18 protein-coding genes are annotated in these 16364 nt (G+C 56.2%); 10 read left to right on the top strand and 8 right to left on the bottom strand.

Going from position 1 to position 16364, the window contains the following annotated elements; genetic code table 11:
- Window positions 1–94 precede the first annotated feature (94 nt).
- The 7 genes from K3729_02525 to ilvD all read right to left on the bottom strand — a co-directional run bounded on the left by K3729_02525 (window position 95) and on the right by ilvD (window position 7099).
- On the bottom strand, window positions 95–1003 hold the full coding sequence (locus tag K3729_02525) for a LysR family transcriptional regulator (GenBank protein UWQ99690.1): 909 nt from the start codon (window positions 1001–1003) through the stop codon (window positions 95–97).
- A gap of 139 nt (window positions 1004–1142) precedes the next feature.
- The gene (locus K3729_02520; GenBank protein ID UWQ99689.1) at window positions 1143–1358 is read right to left on the bottom strand and encodes a TIGR03643 family protein; all 216 of its coding nucleotides are present in this window, start codon (window positions 1356–1358) and stop codon (window positions 1143–1145) included.
- A gap of 3 nt (window positions 1359–1361) precedes the next feature.
- Complete coding sequence (locus K3729_02515; protein UWQ99688.1) at window positions 1362–3389, bottom strand: NADPH-dependent 2,4-dienoyl-CoA reductase; 2028 nt, start codon at window positions 3387–3389, stop codon at window positions 1362–1364.
- 119 nt (window positions 3390–3508) lie between these two features.
- Window positions 3509–3877, bottom strand: a complete 369-nt coding sequence (locus tag K3729_02510) for a hypothetical protein (GenBank protein UWQ99687.1) — start codon at window positions 3875–3877, stop codon at window positions 3509–3511.
- A 12-nt stretch (window positions 3878–3889) separates the two neighbouring features.
- Window positions 3890–4663 carry a hypothetical protein gene (locus K3729_02505; GenBank protein UWQ99686.1) on the bottom strand — a complete coding sequence of 258 codons (774 nt, stop codon included), beginning with the start codon at window positions 4661–4663 and terminating at the stop codon, window positions 3890–3892.
- Window positions 4664–4730: 67 nt separating this feature from the next.
- Window positions 4731–5366 carry a dihydroxy-acid dehydratase gene (locus K3729_02500; protein UWQ99685.1) on the bottom strand — a complete coding sequence of 212 codons (636 nt, stop codon included), beginning with the start codon at window positions 5364–5366 and terminating at the stop codon, window positions 4731–4733.
- Between the two features lie 5 nt (window positions 5367–5371).
- Window positions 5372–7099 (bottom strand): dihydroxy-acid dehydratase, encoded by a 1728-nt coding sequence (gene ilvD, locus K3729_02495; GenBank protein ID UWQ99684.1) that lies wholly within the window; start codon window positions 7097–7099, stop codon window positions 5372–5374.
- Between the two features lie 230 nt (window positions 7100–7329).
- On the opposite strand from ilvD, the gene K3729_02490 reads away from it, so the two are divergent.
- The 8 genes from K3729_02490 (at window position 7330) to K3729_02455 (ending at window position 13311) form a co-directional block, all read left to right on the top strand.
- On the top strand, window positions 7330–7563 hold the full coding sequence (locus K3729_02490) for a hypothetical protein (protein UWQ99683.1): 234 nt from the start codon (window positions 7330–7332) through the stop codon (window positions 7561–7563).
- A gap of 83 nt (window positions 7564–7646) precedes the next feature.
- Window positions 7647–8564, top strand: a complete 918-nt coding sequence (gene accD, locus K3729_02485; protein UWQ99682.1) for an acetyl-CoA carboxylase, carboxyltransferase subunit beta — start codon at window positions 7647–7649, stop codon at window positions 8562–8564.
- Window positions 8561–8959 carry a hypothetical protein gene (locus K3729_02480; protein UWQ99681.1) on the top strand — a complete coding sequence of 133 codons (399 nt, stop codon included), beginning with the start codon at window positions 8561–8563 and terminating at the stop codon, window positions 8957–8959. The genes accD and K3729_02480 overlap by 4 nt, the downstream gene beginning before the upstream one ends.
- On the top strand, window positions 8956–10227 hold the full coding sequence (locus K3729_02475) for a bifunctional folylpolyglutamate synthase/dihydrofolate synthase (GenBank protein UWQ99680.1): 1272 nt from the start codon (window positions 8956–8958) through the stop codon (window positions 10225–10227). Before K3729_02480 ends, K3729_02475 begins: the two co-directional genes overlap by 4 nt.
- A gap of 151 nt (window positions 10228–10378) precedes the next feature.
- Window positions 10379–10999, top strand: a complete 621-nt coding sequence (locus tag K3729_02470; protein UWQ99679.1) for a hypothetical protein — start codon at window positions 10379–10381, stop codon at window positions 10997–10999.
- Window positions 10996–11913, top strand: a complete 918-nt coding sequence (locus K3729_02465) for a LysM peptidoglycan-binding domain-containing protein (GenBank protein ID UWQ99678.1) — start codon at window positions 10996–10998, stop codon at window positions 11911–11913. Before K3729_02470 ends, K3729_02465 begins: the two co-directional genes overlap by 4 nt.
- Window positions 11914–11972: 59 nt before the next feature.
- Entirely contained in the window at window positions 11973–12494 is a 522-nt protein-coding gene (locus K3729_02460; protein ID UWR00914.1) for a hypothetical protein, read from the top strand.
- 91 nt (window positions 12495–12585) lie between these two features.
- Complete coding sequence (locus K3729_02455) at window positions 12586–13311, top strand: hypothetical protein (protein UWQ99677.1); 726 nt, start codon at window positions 12586–12588, stop codon at window positions 13309–13311.
- Here K3729_02455 and K3729_02450 read toward each other — a convergent pair whose 3' ends face one another.
- Window positions 13312–14367 carry an AFG1 family ATPase gene (locus K3729_02450; GenBank protein ID UWR00913.1) on the bottom strand — a complete coding sequence of 352 codons (1056 nt, stop codon included), beginning with the start codon at window positions 14365–14367 and terminating at the stop codon, window positions 13312–13314.
- Window positions 14368–14508: 141 nt separating this feature from the next.
- On the opposite strand from K3729_02450, the gene K3729_02445 reads away from it, so the two are divergent.
- Complete coding sequence (locus K3729_02445; GenBank protein ID UWQ99676.1) at window positions 14509–14991, top strand: hypothetical protein; 483 nt, start codon at window positions 14509–14511, stop codon at window positions 14989–14991.
- Window positions 14992–15022: 31 nt separating this feature from the next.
- Window positions 15023–16267, top strand: coding sequence for an MFS transporter (locus tag K3729_02440; GenBank protein UWQ99675.1), 1245 nt, complete (start codon window positions 15023–15025; stop codon window positions 16265–16267).
- Window positions 16268–16364: the final 97 nt, after the last annotated feature.

The raw sequence follows: 16364 nt of genomic DNA, 5'->3' as shown, positions 1-16364 counted from the left end.
CGCTAACCAATCAACTTCAAACAGAAAAAAGGCGCTACTTCGGGAGGGGAAGTAGCGCCTAGGTATGGTGTGTAACACCGGGGGGAAATTTGGTTTACTTCCAGTTGTCCGGGCCTTTGTCCGCAAACGAATGGACAAGGAAGTCGATGAAAGCGCGCACTTTCGGCTGTGTGAAACGGCCTGGCGGATAAACCGCGTAGACACCTTGAGTTTCGACGGGCAGATCAGGGATCGCGACTTCGACCAGACCTTGCGCCATCGCGTCAGCGTAAAGGAAGCTTGGCAGGTAAGCGATACCCAGCCCACCGATACAGGCGTTCAGCAGGGATTGACCGTCGTTCACTGTCAGCCAACCAGCAGTGCGGACTTGGCGTTTTTCGCCAGACGGCGCTGTCAGTTTCCAAACAGCCGAGTTGGCTTGGTTGGAATAGTGCAGCAGTTTGTGTTCGTTCAGATCGTCGATCTTTTCAGGACGACCGTATTGTTCAAAGTAAGCAGGTGACGCAATCATCCGTTTGGACGTTTCAGTCAACTTGCGGGCACGCAGTGTGCTGTCTTCCAGTTCGCCGATCCGAACGGCCATGTCGAAGCCTTCAGAGATAAGTTCAACGTAGCGGTTGTTCAGCACCATGTTGACCGTGATGTCCGAGAATTCAGACAGGAATTCGCCCAAAACAGGGGACAAATGGTTCACGCCGAAGTCTGTCGCAACGGAAATCCGCAACAAGCCAGAGGGTGCGGATTGCATTGACGTGACAAGCGCATCGGCTTCGCCAGCATCATTCAGAACGCGGCGGGCGCGGTCGTAGTAGGCCAGACCAATCTCGGTCGGGCTAACCCTGCGGGTCGTCCGGTTCAAAAGCCGCGCACCAAGGCGGGCTTCCAAAGAAGATACGTGCTTTGAGACAGCGGATTTGGAAATCCCCATCTTTTTGGCCGCGTCTGTGAAACCACCCTGGTCTACGACCGTGGCAAAGGCTTCCATTTCTGTCAGGCGATCCATACGCGATCCTCATTCTGGCTACTTACAAGCAACCTTTTGCCCCTGAAATCGGGCAGGAATGGGACGATGGCCTGACAATAACGGGGTATTGCATAGTTTTGTAGCAAGATCGGAAACGCAGATTCCGTATATTTTTATGCTATTTATAGCTTTCGCGGCGGTCACCGAAGGTCCGCACACGTTTGCGCCACGCTTTGTAACTGCCGGTTTTCAAGGCGGATCGCATCACCGCCTTGACCTCTTTTTCGGATAATCCGTGCTGGGCCTTGATGTCCGCAAACGCAATGTGATCGGACAAAGCCATCTCGATCACTTCGCTTTTGGTTGCTTCATCAAGGTCCGGTGCTTTGGCCATGCGTTATAGGCTCGCGGCCAATCGTGTGCCCTGATCAATGGCACGTTTCGCATCCAGTTCTGCCGCCACATCGGCACCGCCAATGATATGCACGGACCGCCCTTTCGCCATCAGATCGTCTGCAAGCGTGCGTTCCGGCAATTGCCCAGCGCACAGAACAATAGTGTCGACCGCGATGACACGTGGATTTTCACGCGCTTCGCCGTCGCTGACGTGTAGGCCGTCTGCGTCAATCTTTTCGTAATTCACACCGCCGACCATTTTGACGTTCTTCATCTGAAGCCCAGCGCGGTGAATCCAGCCTGTCGTTTTACCAAGGCCTTTACCCAGCTTCTGCGCTTTGCGTTGCAACAACGTGACTTCGCGCGCAGGTGCATCAGGTTGCGGGCCTTCGGGTCGCAAACCACCACGGACATTTTCCGGATCACCGACGCCCCATTCTTCCAGCCACGCATCCAAGTCTTCGGTCGGGCTGTCATCGGTTACTAGATATTCGGCAATGTCGAAACCGATGCCCCCTGCCCCGATCACGGCAACACGGCTGCCCACAGGGGCCTTACCGCGCAACACATCGATATAGGACAGGACGTTCGGCCCGTCCTGACCCGGAATCTGCGGATCACGCGGGACAACACCAGTCGCGATGATCACTTCGTCGAAATCGTCCAGCGCGTCTGCGTCAGCGGTGGTTTCCAACTGGAGCGTGATGCCCGCGTGGGCAACCGCCGTCCGGTAATAATCGACCAGCCCCCAGAATTCTTCTTTGCCCGGCACCTGTTTGGCCATGTTCAGCTGGCCGCCAATCTCTGCCGCTTTGTCGAAGATCGTGACGCTGTGACCTGCCTCTGCGGCGGTCAGCGCTGCGGACAGACCTGCAGGGCCTGCGCCAACCACTGCAACAGTTTTTGGTGCTTCTGCTTTCGTGACCACCAGTTCGGTTTCATAACACGCGCGCGGGTTCACAAGGCAGGACGACAGCTTGCCGCCAAACGTATGATCCAGACAGGCTTGGTTACATGCAATACACGGCGCGATCTTTGCGGCGTCGCCAGCGGCGGCTTTGGCCACAAAATCGGGATCGGCAAGGAACGGACGGGCCATGCTGACCATATCGGCGCAACCGTCTGCCAACACATCTTCACCCACTTCGGGCGTGTTGATCCGGTTCGATGTAATGACGGGGATCGACACCTCGCCCATCAGTTTCTTTGTGACCCAGCTAAAGGCGCGACGCGGGACAGATGTCGCAATCGTCGGAATGCGGGCCTCGTGCCAACCAATGCCGGTGTTGATGATCGTGGCACCTGCAGCTTCAATCGCTTTGGCCAACTGCACGACTTCTTCCCATGTGGACCCGTTCGGGATCAGGTCGATCATGGAAAGGCGGTAGATGACGATGAAATCAGTGCCGACCGCTTCGCGGACGCGGCGCACGACCTCGACCGGTAGGCGCATCCGGTTTTCGTATGATCCGCCCCATTCGTCGTCGCGTTTGTTGGTGTGGGTGACAAGGAACTGGTTCAGGAAATACCCTTCGGACCCCATCACCTCGACACCGTCATACCCAGCTTCTTGGGCACGCACGGCGGCGGTGACCATATCGCTAATCTGTTTTTCAATACCTTCTGCATCCAATTCCTTCGGCGGGAATGGAGAGATCGGGGATTTCACGGCAGAGGCGGACACACATTCGGGCGAATAAGCGTAACGACCTGCGTGCAGGATTTGCATCGCGATTTTGCCGCCTGCGTCGTGGACGCGGTCGGTCACAATTTTATGGTTCGCAATGTCGTCTTGATTAAAGAGGCCAGCGGCACCGGGAAATACGCCGCCTTCTTTGTTGGGGGCCATGCCACCTGTCACCATCAACGCGACGCCACCCCGCGCACGGGTCGCGTAGAATTCGGCGACACGGTTCCAATCTTTGGTTTCTTCCAGACCGGTGTGCATTGACCCCATCAGCACGCGGTTTTTCAACGTCGTAAAGCCAAGATCAAGCGGGGCCAGCAGGTGCGGATAGGTGGTGGTCATGTGTTCTCTCCCAAAACTTCGCATACATTGTGCAAAGTTGACGCGCACGTCACCCTAAACGCCGCGTCACCTGCGTCTTTTCGCGCGGCGCCGTCTTCGCAAAACCGCGTTGAAAGGTTTCAGGCCGTTTCGACGCAGTGCTTGCGGAACGCCCGCTTGAGAAGATCTAGCTCGGCGCGCAACAAATCAACTTCGACCTGCAGGGCATCTGCCATTTGGTCGCCTGCAAAAATGGTAAAGCTGTTGAGGATCGTGTTGCTGTTTTCTTCGACAATCACGTAGGTCTGGACGTCGTCGTTGATCCGGTCAGCAGGCACAGGTGCGCGCACGACCCATGTGCCATCGCTGGAAAATTCAGTCGTTAGTCCCGGCACGATTTCATCGTCATGGCGCAATACCAGCACCGGCGATGCGTCCTTTGGTCCGGTCAGGGTTCCTTCCCAGACGCCCGCGTGCAGTCGGTTTTTCAGCAGTGTGTAATCAGTCATGCCACCGTTCCCTTATAGATCAGCGCGCGGATAGCGGCAGAAAGTCAAATCCCGAATACGCAGTTGGTTCATCGCCGGATCTTCGATGATCAGGTCTAGCCACATGCCGTCGATCCGGTTTTCATTCAGATCAGCGTAAGCCAGATCGAAATCGACAGATACCTCGCGGTCAAGAAGCGGCAGTTCTTGGACGAGGTTTTCGGTATTCGGCCCGCATTTGATGTTAAGCCGCGCAAAGACCGTCGCAGGGCGTTCGGTACGGATCAATCCTTGGACCCGCACGATGTCACGCTTGCGTAGACCGTCAGCCGCGTCCGCAGGCAAATCAATCGCCACTGACAGGAAACTGCCGTCGAAACCCAATACATCCATTTCCAAGCCGAAGGGTGCCAAATCCCCTTCGCGCGTGTTCCGGATCTGGCGCAATGTCATTTCGGACACTTTGCAATCGTGGAATACCTTGATGTCGTCGCTGATGTGGTCCCCGTTGCGCAGACCTGTCGCCCCTCTGGGTGAAATCGGACCACGCCAAAGTGCAGGTCGCCACGACCATTTGGTGCTGGGTGGTTTGGCAAAGTTGTTGGACCCTACACGCGGCAAGGCCAATCTGCTTTCCGCCACATGTACGACCTGATCAACCGCGCCGCGCAGTTGGCGCGCACGGCTGCGTTGTTCACGCAATGTCGACAGGTCAGCCCGTTCCGCATTACGCGCAGCAGCTTTCCAGCGCGCCAAAGCACGACGGTGAACAATTTTATCTAACAATCCTGATCGCTGATGCGCCACACTGTGACCTTTTCAGATGGTGTCTTACTCTTTATCTGCCGAACCGTTTCCAAAAAGCAAACCGTTGTCAGGTTTCGGCAACCGTTTCTGCGATCTGGTTGTTTGCAAGCATCGACGCGAGCACACTTTCCAGAAGCGCTTGACCTTGTGACGCGGTCAACGGTGTTTCGGCCATACCCCGCACGGCGATTGTGGTCAGCCGTCCTTTGATGTCAACGAATGCACGCCATTCGGTCGTCTGCAATCCCGCAACAGGTGGCGCCGCTTGATCCGCAAACCGCACAGTCACAGCACCCGAGGTTTGTTTGACCCCGCCTACAGACACCGTGCTTGCATTGCCATTGACGCTGAGCAGGGTTTCACCTGCGGTCGTTGACAAAAACGCCTCGAACCCATCGGGGTCTTCTGTCACGATTGCTGATCCCGCAGGCCCGACTTGAACTGTCGCAAAGCCGTTCAGGCGTGGCCTGTCGTTGGTGCCCGCGATCACGCCGCAGCCAACCATTACCGCAAAACCGCTACGCGGTTTGCTGGCTTTGGTTTCGATACAATACCCTTCAGGCACGGCTGCGATCACGTCGCCACCATAAAGTGCCAGTGCTGGTGTCGGAGGCGTCGGCGCCCCCAGTGACCCAATTTCAGCGCAGCCCGCAACCAGCAGGGCCGCGCCGAATACAATATACTTACCTACAAACGAAAACACAGCGATCAGAGATCCATGTAGATGTGTTTTTCAGCCTTTGCGCCCGGATGGGTCGTCGCCCCAAAACGTGTGGCCCCGACGAGTTGCGAGAACTTCCAAAGCGCACCGGATGCGTAGATCGTTTCCTTTGGACCCGCCCATGCGTCTTTACGTGCGGCAAGTTCTTCGTCTGTCAGATCAACGGACAATTCACCCGTCACAGCGTTCATGGTGATCATGTCGCCGTCTTTCAGCAATGCGATTGGACCGCCGTGTGCCGCTTCTGGCCCAACGTGGCCCACGCAGAACCCGCGTGTCGCACCGGAGAAACGACCGTCAGTGATCAATGCGACCTTCTTGCCCATGCCCTGACCGGAAAGCGCAGCCGTCGTGGACAGCATTTCGCGCATGCCCGGACCACCTGCTGGGCCTTCGTTGCGGATGACCAGAACTTCGCCTTCTTCGTATTTGCGTGCTTTCACAGCGGCGAACGCTTCTTCTTCGTTTTCGAAGCAACGCGCAGGACCAGAGAAGACTTGTTCCGCTTCTGCCATGCCAGCGACCTTTACGATGGCGCCTTCGGGCGCAAGGTTGCCCTTCAGACCAACAACACCACCGGTTTTCGTCAGCGGGCTGTCGATGTGGTAGATCACGCGATCATCAGCTTCGCCCATGATCATGTCGAGTTCTTCGCCCATTTCACGGCCAGATGCTGTCATGCAGTCTTCGTGGATCAGGCCCGCTTTGCGCAGTTCCTTCATCACGACTGGAACGCCGCCCGCTTCATAAAGGTCTTTCGCGACGTACTGACCACCTGGTTTCAGGTCGACGAAGTAAGGCGTGTCTTTAAAGATGTCGCAGACGTCGAAGAGATCGAAGTCGATGCCAGCTTCATGCGCAATCGCAGGCAGGTGCAGACCAGCGTTGGTGGAACCACCGGTACAGGCCACAACACGCGCCGCGTTCTCGAGCGATTTGCGGGTTACAACGTCACGCGCACGGATGTTTTTCGCGATCAGGTTCATCACGGCTTCACCAGAAGCCACACCATATTGATCGCGGGATTCGTATGGCGCAGGCGCACCGGACGAATTCATCAGCGCAAGGCCAATCGCCTCTGACACACAGGCCATTGTGTTCGCCGTAAACTGGCCACCACAGGCACCGGCAGATGGACAGGCCACGCGTTCCAGAACTTCCAATTCAGCGTCGGACATGTTGCCAGCTTGGTGCTGACCCACGGCCTCGAATACGTCTTGCACGGTCACGTCTTTGCCGTGCAACCGGCCCGGAAGGATGGACCCACCGTAAATAAAGACAGACGGCGTGTTCAAACGCACCATCGCCATCATCATACCCGGCAGGGATTTGTCGCAACCAGCCAGACCAACAAGCGCGTCATAGCAGTGTCCGCGCATCGTCAATTCAACGGTATCCGCAATCGCCTCGCGGGACGCGAGCGAAGACCGCATGCCTTCGTGGCCCATCGCGATGCCGTCGGTCACGGTGATTGTGGTGAATTCGCGCGGGGTGCCGAGACCCTTTTTCACGCCGAGCTTCACAGACTGCGCCTGACGGTTCAGGGCGATGTTACATGGGGCCGCTTCGTTCCAGCATGTCGCGACGCCAACCCATGGCTGCGCAATCGCTTCTTCGTCCAAACCCATCGCATAAAAATAGGACCGGTGCGGGGCGCGCGATGGCCCTTCGGTCACATGGCGGCTTGGCAGGTGGGTTTTGTCTACTTTAGTCATGGGTCGGCCTCCCGAAATATCATTTGAAACGGGTCTAAATAAGGGGCGCAGGCGTGACAAGCGGTTTAAGCCAGCCTTTGTCGGTTGGTTTCGGCTAATTACGGCCTGCGCGTTCGCAAAAACGGCGAGTTCAGGCCAGTTTTGCGCAGTAATCAATCGGCAGGGTGCGAGACCACGTCGCAAGGCTATGCTGACGGCGTTTAACTTTCACATGTGAAAAGGAGACGACCATGTCCTCGATTGACGAAGAAAATTTACGCCGTGCGGAACGCGACATCCGCAATGGCATAAGTCAGGGTAACGAAGGAAGTGCGGCCCCTTGGTTCCTTGCCGTTGTGGTGATTGTTGCCATTGTCGGCGGGATTTACGTCTACAGTGGTGATCAAGTTGAGACAGCACCGATCAGCACAACAGAGCCTGCGATATCGGAAGAGACCGTGCCAGTGGCACCCTTACCCGAATAACAAGATCACGGGCGGCACGCCGTTGATTGCATTTCGTGTCGCCCGCGCATATCTCTGCGTCAACAACGCAGGGGCATTTTGCTATGAACTGGATCACGAACTACGTCCGACCCACGATTAATTCGCTGTTTTCGCGGCGCGAGGTTCCAGAGAACCTTTGGCAGAAGTGCGACGAATGTGGCACGATGCTGTTCCACCGCGAACTGTCGGACAACCTGAACGTCTGCACGAACTGCGATCATCACATGGCGATTGGTGCGCGTGATCGTCTGACGGCGCTGTTCGATCTGGGCATGTTCAAAGAGGTCGAGGTCCCCGAACCTGTCGCTGATCCGCTGCACTTTAAAGACCAAAAGAAATATACCGACCGTATCAAGGACGCCCGCAAGAAGACCGGCGAACGCGACGCGATGTTGGTAGCAGAAGGCGACATTGGCCGCACGAAAGCCGTTGTGGCTGTTCAGGACTTTTCCTTTATGGGTGGGTCTATGTCGATGTATGTGGGCAACGCGATCATTGCGGCTGCCGAACGTGCGATTGAACTGAAATGCCCGCTGATCCTGTTTTCTGCCGCTGGTGGCGCGCGGATGCAGGAAGGTATTCTTGGCCTGATGCAGATGCCACGCACGACAATTGCTGTGCAGATGCTGAAAGAAGCAGGCCTGCCTTACATCGTGGTTCTGACACACCCGACGACGGGTGGTGTGACCGCATCCTACGCAATGCTGGGCGACGTTCAGATTGCGGAACCAAATGCGTTGATCGGCTTTGCCGGTGCCCGTGTGATCGAACAAACCATCGGTGAAAAACTGCCCGAAGGGTTCCAGCGCGCCGAATACCTGTTGGATCACGGGATGCTAGACCGCGTGACAAAGCGGACCGAATTGAAAGACGAATTGATCACGATCATGCGTCTTTTGATGAAACAGCCACCTGCAATCAAAGGCGATTTGCCTGCGCCAGACGCCGAGACACCGGAAGCTGAGGAAGCAAAAGCGTGATCCTAATTGCCGCGCTTGTGGGCGCGGGATTGGGTGGATTAGCGATGTTGATGATGTTCCACGCAGGGATGCTTGCGGAACGTTCCGGCACAGCCGTGTTCCTTTGCGCTATCGCACTATTCTACCCCGTCTTCGCGGCACAAGAAGCGGACACCGGCAACCTTGCCCTGCATCTGATCATTTTCATTGGCTTTGCGACACTGGCCCGCTTCGGGTTTCAGCGTGGCACACATTTGCTGGCGGGTGGATTGATCGGGCATGGTATTCTCGACATCGGCCTGCATGTAATCGGCGCACCCGGCCCCGTTTGGTGGCCTACAATGTGTGGTGCTTTTGATATTGCCGCTGGCGTATCGCTTGTTCGCCTTGTTCAAACTGGAAAAGCTACAACATGACGACCAATTCCGACGCGATCCTTGCCCGCATGATGGCGCTGCACCCGAAAGTCATCGACCTGACGCTCGACCGTGTTTGGCGGCTGTTAGAGACCTTGGACAATCCGCAAAAGAAATTGCCGCCCGTCATCCACGTCGCAGGCACAAATGGCAAAGGATCGACCCAAGCCATGATCCGTGCGGGTTTGGAAAAATCGGGCGCTGCCGTTCATGCCTATACGTCCCCGCATCTTGCCCATTTTCATGAACGGATCAGGCTCGCTGGTGAACTGATCACCGAAGATGCGCTGACCGAAGTGCTGGATCGCTGTTACCACGCCAATGGGCCGGACCCGATCACCTACTTCGAGATCACGACAGTCGCGGGTCTACTGGCGTTCGCGGAAACCCCCGCGGATTACACGCTGCTTGAGGTTGGTCTGGGTGGACGGCTGGATGCCACAAACGTCATCGATTCCCCTGCTCTGACGATCATCACCCCGATAGATTTGGACCATCAGGCGTTCCTTGGTGATACGCTGACAGCCATCGCAGGCGAAAAAGCGGGTATCATCAAACGAGGCGTGCCTTGCGTCGTGGGTCCGCAACATGACGAAGCGATGGACGTGATCGAAGCGAAAGCTGCCCGTTTGGGTGCGCCATTGCTGGCCCATGGTCAGCACTGGCATGTGTCCGGAGAACGCGGGCGGTTGGTGTATCAGGACGAACGCGGATTGCTTGATCTTCCCCTTCCTGCCTTGCCCGGCCCACACCAGATTATGAATGCAGGTGCCGCGATTGCCGCGCTGCGCGCCTTGGACAAAGATGAAGCCGCCTGCGAAGCGGCGATGACCCAAGCCTATTGGCCCGCACGAATGGAAAAACTGACCAAAGGTGCGTTGGTTGATTTGGCAGCACCTGCTGAACTGTGGCTCGATGGGGGGCATAATCCGGCCGCCGGTCGTGCGCTTGCTGCGACGCTGAAACAACAGCCACCGCGCCCAACACACCTGATTTGCGGCATGCTGAATACCAAAGACATCAGTGGATATCTTGCGCCACTTGCCGAAGTTGCGACAAATTTGACCGCCGTTTCGATCCCGAACGAAGCAAACACGATCCCCGCAGAAGAAACCGCAAGGATCGCCGCAACTGTGGGGCTTGACGCAAAGGCAGCACCCGATGTTGCCCATGCAATCAGGGATATCACCGCAAATTCACCTCATGCGCGTATCCTGATTTGTGGGTCACTGTATCTGGCTGGCGCCGTTATGCGGGAAAACATCTAAACTTTCCCCTTTTCGATAATTTCCCAGATGATTCGTTTTCTCTTTGACGACCGAATCACTCTGCGTCTATATCTAGTCGTAATTACGAAAAGCACCGGGCCTGCCAGCCATCTGTTCAAGATATGGTGCTTCATATTGGGGGATCGGCATTATGTCGCGAACAGTTATGGCTGTCGCGTTGGCTGGGGCAATTTTCGCCTCTGAGGCGACTGCGCAAACCACCGCAGGGGCCACTGACGCCACTTTTACGTATCAAGGCCAAGACAAGATCATCGCACAAGCACCCCGTGCGGATGCGATTTCTGCCGCCCGCTTTTACGATCTGCACGGCGGCTGTGACGGTCTGTGTATTGCGCCAGATACCGCCGCTGATGACGTTGAAACGATCACCGAAAACCGTGTGATTGATTTCATGGCCAACGAATTGGCCAATGGGCAGGGTCTGCTGATCGACAGCCGCCTGCCATCTGATCGCGCAATTGGCTTTTTGCCTGCCTCGGCCAGTATTCCACATACACTTGTGACACCCGACAATCCGCTCTTGCCCGATATTCTGAAGGCACTTGGCGCACGTAGCATGTTGGGTGCTTTTAATTTTTCCGATGCAATGACCCTTGTTGTGTTTGATGCGGGCCCAACGACAATGGATGCCCACCATTTGGTCAACGCACTTATCGATGCAGGATATCCTGCTGACAAAATCAAATATTACCGAGGCGGGATGCAGGTTTGGTCATCGCTCGGTTTGACGACCGAGGGGACATCATCATGAGACAAGTCGGACCAGTAGGCCCAAAGCCGCGTTCTAACGTATTGCCGTGGGCGATCACTGTTGGGGCTGTGACGTTCGCCGTTGGTGTGATGGGCACGCTTTACATGACCCAGAACCAACAGCGTGCGCAGGCCGAAGCCCTGTCATCTATCGTAGCACAGCTGTCCGATATCCAAGTCAGCCGTGCGCAGACCGCTGATTTGTTGGCAATTCCAGCCCCAGCGCCAGTTGCCGCAACACCAGTCGCACCAGCGCCTGAACCAGACGTCGTCGCAGTTTCCGCACCTGCAGCTGTAGCGCCATCAATCCCCACCGCGACCGCAGCGCTTGCAGCATCTGCCCCGACGGCAGAAGACGTTCGCAGTAAAGAAGATAAAATCGCCGAAGCCATCGCAATCGCCAACCGCAACCAGTTGCGAATGCTGACCGAAGGCGTTGTCGCTGGTTTGTACGACGTGACGACCGAAAACGCAGACGGCACCGGAACACGCATTGCCCTGCAGCCCCGCAACGCAGCGACGACTGCAGAATCGTTGGAAGGTATTTTGGCCGCTGCTGCCGCCAGTGGCGAAATCGACGTACCTGATGCGATCAGCACCAGCGATGGTGATGTCGATCCGCAAACGCTTTTGTTTGATCTGGTGCAACGGTCGCTGGAAAACGGGAACGCTGACGAAGTTGAAGCGGCCCGCGAACTGCAATTGCGCGCATTCGCAGCATCTACAGCCGAAACCGAAACGGTTGGCGGCGAACGGTTCTACACAGTCGAAAGCGGCGACAGCCTTGCCTATATCGCACTGCAGTTTTACGGCGCGACCGGCGAATATGGACGTATTTTTGAAGCAAACCGCGATCAGCTTTCGTCACCTGACAAAGTGCAGATCGGTCAACGCCTGCGCATTCCAAATGCGTAAGGTCCAGACGCAAAAGAGATAGACGACAGATGGGACCAACCCGTCGAGCAGTCCGCAGCATGCAGGTCCTTGTGGCCTGCATGTTTGCGTTTGCACAGACCGCAACCGCGGCCACGTTGAACATGTGCTGGACCGGCGGCAACGGTTACACCATGACGGGCAGAATGGAATTGCCCGACAGTGCCATGCGCAAAACGTTGGTGCGCGAAACGGACATCACCGCGTTCAAGATCACCGGCTATTTCAATGGGACCCGCGTGGGGTCGTGGAACCTGATCGAAAAGACGCCGGATACATCATGGTCGCTTTACTTCGATCCGGCGACATTCACCTTCCCGACCGCGATCGACCTGAACCGCCAAGTGTCCCAAGAATGGAACGCGAACGGCAATGTCGATGATTGCGGCAATCCAGGGTTTGGGTTTAACGCAGGTAATTTCGCGCAAGATGTCTGCATTAACGGTCAATACATCGAACCAAGCAGCATTGACCCCGAAACCACGTTCTTTGCAACCTACGATCCGGTCACGCCTGACTGCCGGTCTGTTGCGGCGCTCAGCAAATCACGCATCCAGCCTTGACGATACGACATCGCGAGAAGGGCATGTCTTTTAAACCGTTCTGGTGTATTCGCCATGCAAGCCCACCCATCACGCCCACGAAGGCCGCAACATGATCCGCTTTGTCATAGGTTTGTTTATATTCGCTGTCGCGTTGTGCGCGTATATTATCAATGCGCAACACGGAGGCATCTTACCGCAGCGCGATGCGGCGGTAACCGCGCCTGATCCGATCATCGAAGCACCCGCAAATGAAGACGACATCGCAGCGACCGAAGAAACCGCAGCCCAGATTATAAACGCTATCGTGGCGCGCGATCTTGGCTACCCTACGGCGTCCATTCCCGTAGGTACGGCGGTCCGTGACACGCTTGCCGTCCTTGGTCTTGAAGTGCCCGATGTCCAAACCGCTGTTCCGGACAAGAGGTTTGCAACGCTGATCGGCGAATCTTTACGGGCTGGGGTGCCAGATACGGAAATCACGCAGACGATCGCGGACCGCGCGCGCGCAGGGGATCTGGCCATCCCCGTTGGATTGGTCACTGCGGACGGTGAGATTGATCTGGCGACATTTTTGCGTGCGGTTGTCACAACGGCGGTGCTGGTGACCGAAGGCACGGAACCTGTCGTACCTGACCTGTCCAATGACCCGGCGGCAATTATTTCAGTTGATGGTTATGACTACGTGATCACCGCGACAGACAGCCTTGCTGCCATTGCGGTAAAATTCTACGGCGATGTGACCCAAACAAGCCGCCTTATTCAAGCGAACCCGATGGCCTTGGCCCGTCCTGAACAGATGATCGCAGGCACAACGATCAGCGTTCCCGCCTTCTGATCAAACTGCCCAGTCTGCCGCCTGCATTTCGCGCAAACGGCTGGCTGTCCGTTCAAATTCAAACGTCCCTTCACCTTCAAGATACAGCATCTCGGGGGGGGCCGCGGCAGAACAAATCAACCGCACGCGCCCTTCGTAAAGCGTGTCTATTAGGGTCACAAAACGTTTGGCTTCGTTGAAATTAGACCGTCCCAGTTGCGGGATATCTTCCAAAATAAGCACGCGGACGGCATCCACCAAGGTCAAGTAATCGGCTGCACCCAGTGGTTTCCCACACAAATCATAAAACGACGCCCGCGCGGCACCATTATGAAATCCGGGCAGTGTGACTTCGCGTTTTTTGACATGCAGCACCAACGGGGCGGCGTCGCCTTGTGTCAGGTCGTCCCAGACCCGATCAATTTGAGCGCGCGCTTCGGATGTTAACGGCGTGAAATAAGTCGGCGTTCCGGCCAGACGTCCCTGACGGTAGTCTGTTTCGCTGACAAGTTCATGCACCACCAAACGTTCTTTGATCAGTGCAATGAATGGCGTGAACAACTGGCGGTTCAGCCCGTCTTTATACAGATCATCAGGTGGGCGGTTCGACGTTGTTACAATCGTAACGCCCGCAGCAAACAACGCCTCGAACAGACGCCCCACGATCATCGCATCGGTGATGTCGGTGATTTGCATCTCGTCAAACGCCAGAAACCGGACACGCCCCGCCAAATCAGCAGCCACGGGCGCAATGGCATCATCAACCCCCGATTTACGGGCTTCGGTCATCTGGGCGTGCACCCACTGCATGAAAGCGTGGAAATGGCTGCGTTGCTTAGGCGCGTCGACCGCATCGTATAGCAGATCCATCAACATGGATTTCCCGCGCCCGACACCGCCCCACATATAGAGACCCGGTTCTGGATCAGGGGCTTTGCGAAAGAACCCGCGCTTGGGTGCAGGGGCCGCCATCGCCGCGCGCACCCGTTCCAACTGGTCCATCACCGAAACCTGTGCGGCATCCGACGTCAGCTCGCCTGCAGCAACTTTGGCTTGATATATCTCGTGCATTGTCATCGTCTTCGGCATAGCCCGTCAGCCTAGAATTGAAAACTACCCTTCGTTTCTTTGACGTTTTCTAAATCCCCGCCGGAGGCATCGCATTTTCGCGAAAATTCGACTAGCTTTCCAACCGAACAACACATCGGACGCGATCAGATGACACCACGCCAAGCAACTCCTGACGACGTCTTGGATATCGCGCAAATGCACGTGCAAAGCTGGCAGGAAACCTATCCCGATCTTTTACCCGCGTCAGAAATTGCGTCCCGTGACCTGATCAATAGGGCCAATCTTTGGACACAGGTTCTGGCGAATCCAGATAACGCCACAAGCATCATTCCCGGCGTCGGTTTTGCATTGCGCAGACCACAACAGGACCAAGACCTGCGCGATAGGTACCCTTTCGCCCTACAATCGCTTTACGTCCTGCGGACCCATCATGGCACTGGCGCGGGTATCGCGCTTTTGGCTCATGTCACCGAAGGGGCCGCGTTCACCGCCGCCGTGTTGAAAGGAAATGTCCGTGCGATTGATTTCTACATCAACGCCGGCGGCATCCATTTGAAGAACGAAACAGACGCTGACGGTTACACGGACCACATCTATGGCTGGTCTGTACCGATACAATTGCGGCGTTGACACGCGGCACTTGCGCCAATCAAGTGCTGCCATGACCCAATCGAAATCCGCCCTGATCAATCCAGTCCTGATTGCGGGCTGCGTCATCATCATGACCGGCTTTGCGATCCGTGCATCATTTGGTGTGTTCCAAATCCCGATCGCGACAGAATTCGGCTGGCTGCGTACCGACTTTTCGCTCGCCATTGCGATCCAGAACCTTGCTTGGGGCATCGGTCAGCCCATCTTTGGCGCCATTGCTGAAAAGATTGGGGACCGCAAAGCAATCATACTTGGCGCATTGTTTTATGCTGCCGGACTGTTGCTGTCGTCAGGCGCAACCACACCAATTGCCCACCAGATGTACGAGGTGCTGGTGGGGTTTGGGATTGCAGGAACTGGGTTTGGCGTCATTCTTGCCGTGGTTGGACGGGCCGCGTCAGATGACAACAGGTCCATGGCCTTGGCCATTGCGACCGCGGCTGGTTCTGCAGGACAGGTCTTTGGCGCGCCGCTTGCCGAATACTTTTTGACCTTCATGACATGGCAGATGACCTTCGTGACCTTCGCGGGTTTGATTTTGGCTGTGTTGCTGGTTTTGCCGATGATGCGATCTGAAAAGGTCGCAACCAAAGCGGAACTGGAAGAAAGCATGGGCGCAATCCTGATCCGTGCGTTCAAGGACCCGTCCTATACGTTCATCTTTCTAGGCTTCTTTTCCTGCGGCTACCAACTGGCCTTTGTCACCGCCCACTTTCCGGCATTCGTGACTGAAATGTGTGGACCTATTGCGCCCGGTGGCGCGCTTGCCAGTATGGGCATCACAACCACCAGCGCGTTGGGCGCGGTTGCGATATCACTGATCGGTTTGGCCAACATCGGCGGCACACTTTTCGCGGGCTACCTAGGGAAGCGGTATTCGAAAAAGTATCTGCTGGCTGGCATCTATCTGGGGCGGACTATCATTGCGGCTGCTTTTATCATGACGCCCATGACACCCACGACAGTCATCTTGTTTTCGGTTGGCATGGGGTCGCTGTGGCTGGCGACCGTGCCGTTGACGTCTGGGCTTGTCGCGCACCTATATGGTCTGCGGTATATGGGCACGTTGTACGGGATCGTTTTCTTTTCGCACCAGCTGGGATCGTTCATGGGTGTCTGGCTTGGCGGGGCGCTATACGACGCCTACGGCACCTACACCTATGTCTGGTGGGTCGGTGTGGCAGTCGGAGCGTTTAGTGCAATCGTCCACCTTCCGATCAAAGAAAACCGATCGACGCTGGTCGCGGCTAGCTAAAATTGTAGAGAATTATGTAGAAATTTCGCCAGACCACAGGGAACTTTCTGCGTTCTCTTAAGGTTCTGCACACCGTCCAACGGTAGCGTCGCGGCAT

The sequence above is a fragment of the Rhodobacteraceae bacterium S2214 genome, from assembly GCA_025141675.1.
Lineage (GTDB): Bacteria > Pseudomonadota > Alphaproteobacteria > Rhodobacterales > Rhodobacteraceae > Yoonia.
The sequence above is the reverse complement of the archived record's forward strand: the minus strand, read 5'-3'. Positions and strand labels throughout refer to the sequence as shown.

What these genes read in the sequence shown, in the direction of transcription:
- K3729_02520 (UWQ99689.1), bottom strand. Translation starts at nt 1,358, where the DNA reads ATGGCCAAAGCACCGGACCTTGATGAAGCAACCAAAAGCGAAGTGATC.
- K3729_02455 (UWQ99677.1), top strand. Translation starts at nt 12,586, where the DNA reads ATGATCCGCTTTGTCATAGGTTTGTTTATATTCGCTGTCGCGTTGTGC.
- K3729_02445 (UWQ99676.1), top strand. Translation starts at nt 14,509, where the DNA reads ATGACACCACGCCAAGCAACTCCTGACGACGTCTTGGATATCGCGCAA.
- K3729_02525 (UWQ99690.1), bottom strand. Translation starts at nt 1,003, where the DNA reads ATGGATCGCCTGACAGAAATGGAAGCCTTTGCCACGGTCGTAGACCAG.
- K3729_02510 (UWQ99687.1), bottom strand. Translation starts at nt 3,877, where the DNA reads ATGACTGATTACACACTGCTGAAAAACCGACTGCACGCGGGCGTCTGG.
- K3729_02515 (UWQ99688.1), bottom strand. Translation starts at nt 3,389, where the DNA reads ATGACCACCACCTATCCGCACCTGCTGGCCCCGCTTGATCTTGGCTTT.
- K3729_02465 (UWQ99678.1), top strand. Translation starts at nt 10,996, where the DNA reads ATGAGACAAGTCGGACCAGTAGGCCCAAAGCCGCGTTCTAACGTATTG.
- K3729_02475 (UWQ99680.1), top strand. Translation starts at nt 8,956, where the DNA reads ATGACGACCAATTCCGACGCGATCCTTGCCCGCATGATGGCGCTGCAC.
- accD (UWQ99682.1), top strand. Translation starts at nt 7,647, where the DNA reads ATGAACTGGATCACGAACTACGTCCGACCCACGATTAATTCGCTGTTT.
- K3729_02460 (UWR00914.1), top strand. Translation starts at nt 11,973, where the DNA reads ATGCAGGTCCTTGTGGCCTGCATGTTTGCGTTTGCACAGACCGCAACC.
- ilvD (UWQ99684.1), bottom strand. Translation starts at nt 7,099, where the DNA reads ATGACTAAAGTAGACAAAACCCACCTGCCAAGCCGCCATGTGACCGAA.
- K3729_02470 (UWQ99679.1), top strand. Translation starts at nt 10,379, where the DNA reads ATGTCGCGAACAGTTATGGCTGTCGCGTTGGCTGGGGCAATTTTCGCC.
- K3729_02490 (UWQ99683.1), top strand. Translation starts at nt 7,330, where the DNA reads ATGTCCTCGATTGACGAAGAAAATTTACGCCGTGCGGAACGCGACATC.
- K3729_02440 (UWQ99675.1), top strand. Translation starts at nt 15,023, where the DNA reads ATGACCCAATCGAAATCCGCCCTGATCAATCCAGTCCTGATTGCGGGC.
- K3729_02450 (UWR00913.1), bottom strand. Translation starts at nt 14,367, where the DNA reads ATGACAATGCACGAGATATATCAAGCCAAAGTTGCTGCAGGCGAGCTG.